This is a genomic window from Kribbella jiaozuonensis, assembly GCF_005233875.1.
In the GTDB taxonomy this organism is placed as follows: Bacteria; Actinomycetota; Actinomycetes; order Propionibacteriales; family Kribbellaceae; genus Kribbella; species Kribbella jiaozuonensis.
In genome coordinates, this window is sequence record NZ_SZPZ01000010.1 from 1 (window position 1) to 5,444 (window position 5,444).

Here is a 5,444-nt window from a genome sequence, read left to right on the forward strand (position 1 = left end):
TGGGGTGGCCCTTAACAGTGTGAATGTCCGGCGGCGTCCTACTCTCCCACGACCTCCCGGTCGCAGTACCATCGGCGCTGGCGGGCTTAACTTCCAGGTTCGGAATGGAGACTGGGTGTTTCCCCGACGCTATGGCCACCGAAACAATATGAGAACACTATCAACCAACACAGAACCACAAACCCCCTCAGGGATCTGGTTGCTGGGGTGACCGTATTCCGGGAACCGTACAGTGAACGCGAACATCGTTACTTGCAGCGCAGTACTTGTCGAAGTCTGTACAACACTCCCGTGTCGTGCACGTCCAGTGTTGTGTGTGTGACAAGCCCTCGGCCTATTAGTACCAGTCAGCTCCACACCTTGCGGCGCTTCCACTTCTGGCCTATCAACCCAGTGGTCTACTGGGGGCCTTACCCGGTTAACCCGGTGGGAGACCTCATCTTGAAGCGTGCTTCCCGCTTAGATGCTTTCAGCGGTTATCACTCCCGAACGTAGCCAACCAGCCGTGCTCCTGGCGGAACAACTGGCACACCAGAGGTTCGTCCACCCCGGTCCTCTCGTACTAGGGGCAGCCCTTCTCAAGTCTCCTGCGCGCGCAGCGGATAGGGACCGAACTGTCTCACGACGTTCTAAACCCAGCTCGCGTGCCGCTTTAATGGGCGAACAGCCCAACCCTTGGGACCTACTCCAGCCCCAGGATGCGACGAGCCGACATCGAGGTGCCAAACCATCCCGTCGATATGGACTCTTGGGGAAGATCAGCCTGTTATCCCCGGGGTACCTTTTATCCGTTGAGCGACGGTGCTCCCACATGCCACCGCCGGATCACTAGTTCCGACTTTCGTCCCTGCTCGACATGTCTGTCTCACAGTCAAGCTCCCTTGTGCACTTACACTCGACACCTGATTGCCAACCAGGCTGAGGGAACCTTTGAGCGCCTCCGTTACCTTTTAGGAGGCGACCGCCCCAGTCAAACTACCCACCAGGCACTGTCCCTGATCCGGATAACGGACCAAAGTTAGACAGCCAGAACAATCAGAGTGGTATTTCAACGATGACTCCACCCGAACTGGCGTCCGAGCTTCACAGTCTCCCACCTATCCTACACAAATTGTACCGACCACCAATACCAAGTTGTAGTAAAGGTCCCGGGGTCTTTCCGTCCTGCTGCGCGTAACGAGCATCTTTACTCGTAATGCAATTTCGCCGAGTCCACGGTTGAGACAGCGCCCAAGTCGTTACGCCATTCGTGCAGGTCGGAACTTACCCGACAAGGAATTTCGCTACCTTAGGATGGTTATAGTTACCACCGCCGTTTACTGGCGCTTAAGTTCAAAGCTTCGCCGGCCTAAGCCGACTAACCTGTCCCCTTAACGTTCCAGCACCGGGCAGGCGTCAGTCCGTATACATCGAATTACTTCTTCGCACGGACCTGTGTTTTTAGTAAACAGTCGCTTGGGCCTGGTCTCTGCGACCATCACCGCTTCCACCAGTAAATGATGTAACGGATCCGGTCCCCCTTCTCCCGAAGTTACGGGGGCATTTTGCCGAGTTCCTTAACCATGGTTCACTCGATCGCCTCGGTATTCTCTACCTGATCACCTGTGTCGGTTTGGGGTACGGGCGGCTCTAACACTCACTGCGAAGTTTTTCTCGGCAGCATGGGATCATCCACTTCCCCTGAACGGGTCCGCCTCGGCTCTCAGGCTCAATGAGACACGGATTTGCCTATGCCTCGCCCTACCACCTTGCCCGCGGATCAGCTTGCGCCTACCATCGCCGCGGTTGGACTACCCTCCTGCGTCACTCCTCAATGCACCTACTACCACCTCGGGTCACCAACGCCACTCATCCGTCCGAAGACATCAAAGTTTAGTTGGCTTAGCATCAGCGGGTTCGGTCGGGTCGTGTTAATGCCGGTACGGGAATATCAACCCGTTGTCCATCGACTACGCCTGTCGGCCTCGCCTTAGGTCCCGACTTACCCAGGGCAGATTAGCTTGACCCTGGAACCCTTGATCATCCGGCGGACGGGTTTCTCACCCGTCATTCGCTACTCATGCCTGCATTCTCACTCGTGCAGCATCCACAACTCCATCACTAGGCTGCTTCACACGCTGCACGACGCTCCCCTACCCACCCACACACCTGGACCAACAAGTTGGCCGGGTACTTGTGTGAGTGCCACAGCTTCGGCGGATTGCTTGAGCCCCGCTACATTGTCGGCGCGGAATCACTTGACCAGTGAGCTATTACGCACTCTTTCAAGGGTGGCTGCTTCTAAGCCAACCTCCTGGTTGTCTGGGCAACTCCACATCCTTTTCCACTTAGCAATCGCTTAGGGGCCTTAGCTGGTGATCTGGGCTGTTTCCCTCTCGACTACGGAGCTTATCCCCCGCAGTCTCACTGCCGCGCTCTCACTTACCGGCATTCGGAGTTTGGCTGATTTCGGTAAGCCGGTAAGCCCCCTAGACCATCCAGTGCTCTACCTCCGGTAAGAAACACGCGACGCTGCACCTATATGCATTTCGGGGAGAACCAGCTATCACGGAGTTTGATTGGCCTTTCACCCCTATCCACAGGTCATCCCCCAGGTTTTCAACCCTGGTGGGTTCGGTCCTCCACGCGGTCTTACCCACGCTTCAACCTGCCCATGGATAGATCACTCCGCTTCGGGTCTAGAGCATGCGACTATTTCGCCCTATTCAGACTCGCTTTCGCTACGGCTACCCCACACGGGTTAACCTCGCCACACACCACTAACTCGCAGGCTCATTCTTCAAAAGGCACGCCGTCACACCCCACAAGGGAATGCTCCGACGGATTGTAGGCAACCGGTTTCAGGTACTATTTCACTCCCCTCCCGGGGTACTTTTCATCTTTCCCTCACGGTACTAGTCCGCTATCGGTCACCAAGAAGTATTTAGGCTTAGCGGGTGGTCCCGCCAGATTCACACGAGATTTCAAGAGTCCCGTGCTACTTGGGAAAACACTCAAGAGTCACTGTCTTACGCCTACAGGGCTATAACCCACTACGGCTCAACATTCCAGAAGATTCGACTTCAACAGTGATTGATAACTCTTTAGACCCACGGCATTAGGTCTCGAATGCTCCCACGACCCCACATGCGCAACGCACGCCGGCTATCACACGCACATGGTTTAGCCTCATCCGCTTTCGCTCGCCACTACTCACGGAATCACTATTGTTTTCTCTTCCTGCGGGTACTGAGATGTTTCACTTCCCCGCGTTCCCTCCAGAACCCTATGTGTTCAGGCACTGGTAACTGGCTTTAGAATGCCAGCTGGGTTTCCCCATTCGGACACCCCCGGATCACAGCTCGGTTGCCAACTCCCCGGGGCTTATCGCAGGCTCCAACGTCCTTCATCGGCTCTTGGTACCAAGACATCCACCGATTGCCCTTAGTAGCTTGTCACAAAACAAACAACAAAAAGCAAAATTACGCTACAAAGAGATGCTCGCGTCCACTATACAGTTCTCAAAATACGGGCAGGAAAACCAGCCCCAAACCACCACCTACCAGGCAGGCACCCAAACCAGGGAAACAACACACCCGATCCAGAACACCCACACCAACGGTTTGGTGAGAGCCGGCCCCAGCCACCCACCACACCCTCACGAGTGTGACAGTGACCCTAGAAGAAACAGTCCCAAGACTCTTACAAGTCCAGGGCCCGATTCCTCAGGACCCAACAGCGCGCCTCGGCCCATCCCTCGCACCGTCCTCACGTTCCACGCTCACCCCGAAAGGTGGGCAGTACTAGCTCGATCGATCCGAGTTCCTGGCCTAATGGTCAATGTTCCACAGTCCGAAGCACTGCTGCCCCGAGACATTCGCTCGAGAAACAGCAAGTAGACACCAAACTCTTACGAGCCGGCGCCGAGTGCTCCTTAGAAAGGAGGTGATCCAGCCGCACCTTCCGGTACGGCTACCTTGTTACGACTTCGTCCTAATCGCCAGCCCCACCTTCGACGGCTCCCTCCACAAGGGTTAGGCCACCGGCTTCGGGTGTTGCCGACTTTCATGACGTGACGGGCGGTGTGTACAAGGCCCGGGAACGTATTCACCGCAGCGTTGCTGATCTGCGATTACTAGCGACTCCGACTTCATGGGGTCGAGTTGCAGACCCCAATCCGAACTGAGACCGGCTTTTTGGGATTCGCTCCACCTTACAGTTTCGCAGCCCTTTGTACCGGCCATTGTAGCATGCGTGAAGCCCTGGACATAAGGGGCATGATGACTTGACGTCATCCCCACCTTCCTCCGAGTTGACCCCGGCAGTCTCCTATGAGTCCCCACCATCCCGAAGGACGTGCTGGCAACATAGGACGAGGGTTGCGCTCGTTGCGGGACTTAACCCAACATCTCACGACACGAGCTGACGACAGCCATGCACCACCTGTATAGGACCCTTACGGACCCCGCATCTCTGCGAGATTTCCCTATATGTCAAACCCAGGTAAGGTTCTTCGCGTTGCATCGAATTAATCCGCATGCTCCGCCGCTTGTGCGGGCCCCCGTCAATTCCTTTGAGTTTTAGCCTTGCGGCCGTACTCCCCAGGCGGGGCGCTTAATGCGTTAGCTGCGGCACGGAGGACGTGGAATGTCCCCCACACCTAGCGCCCAACGTTTACGGCGTGGACTACCAGGGTATCTAATCCTGTTCGCTACCCACGCTTTCGCTCCTCAGCGTCAGGTAAGGCCCAGAGAGCCGCCTTCGCCACCGGTGTTCTTCCTGATATCTGCGCATTCCACCGCTACACCAGGAGTTCCGCTCTCCCCTGCCTACCTCTAGTCTGCCCGTATCGGAAGCAGGCTCGGGGTTAAGCCCCGAGTTTTCACTCCCGACGTGACGAACCGCCTACGAGCCCTTTACGCCCAATAATTCCGGACAACGCTCGGACCCTACGTATTACCGCGGCTGCTGGCACGTAGTTGGCCGGTCCTTCTTCTGCAGGTACCGTCACTCTCGCTTCGTCCCTGCTGAAAGAGGTTTACAACCCGAAGGCCGTCATCCCTCACGCGGCGTTGCTGCGTCAGACTTTCGTCCATTGCGCAATATTCCCCACTGCTGCCTCCCGTAGGAGTCTGGGCCGTGTCTCAGTCCCAGTGTGGCCGGTCGCCCTCTCAGGCCGGCTACCCGTCGACGCCTTGGTAGGCCATTACCCCACCAACAAGCTGATAGGCCGCGAGCCCATCCCCAACCGCCAGAACTTTCAACCACACCCCATGAGAAGTATGGTGTTATCCGGTATTAGACCCCGTTTCCGAGGCTTATCCCAAAGTTGAGGGTAGGTTGCTCACGTGTTACTCACCCGTTCGCCGCTCGTGTACCCCCGAAGGGGCCTTACCGCTCGACTTGCATGTGTTAAGCACGCCGCCAGCGTTCGTCCTGAGCCAGGATCAAACTCTCCGTTGAAA

The 5,444-nt window shown here is 56.6% G+C and carries 3 rRNA genes; all 3 read right to left on the minus strand.

The window, feature by feature from the left end:
* Positions 1 to 25: 25 nt before the first annotated feature.
* Positions 26 to 143: ribosomal RNA gene (rrf, locus tag FDA38_RS41975) — 5S ribosomal RNA — on the minus strand.
* Positions 144 to 317: 174 nt separating this feature from the next.
* Positions 318 to 3,437: ribosomal RNA gene (locus FDA38_RS41980) — 23S ribosomal RNA — on the minus strand.
* A gap of 480 nt (positions 3,438 to 3,917) precedes the next feature.
* Positions 3,918 to 5,442: ribosomal RNA gene (locus FDA38_RS41985) — 16S ribosomal RNA — on the minus strand.
* Together the 16S, 23S and 5S rRNA genes form the textbook arrangement of a ribosomal RNA operon.
* Positions 5,443 to 5,444: the final 2 nt, after the last annotated feature.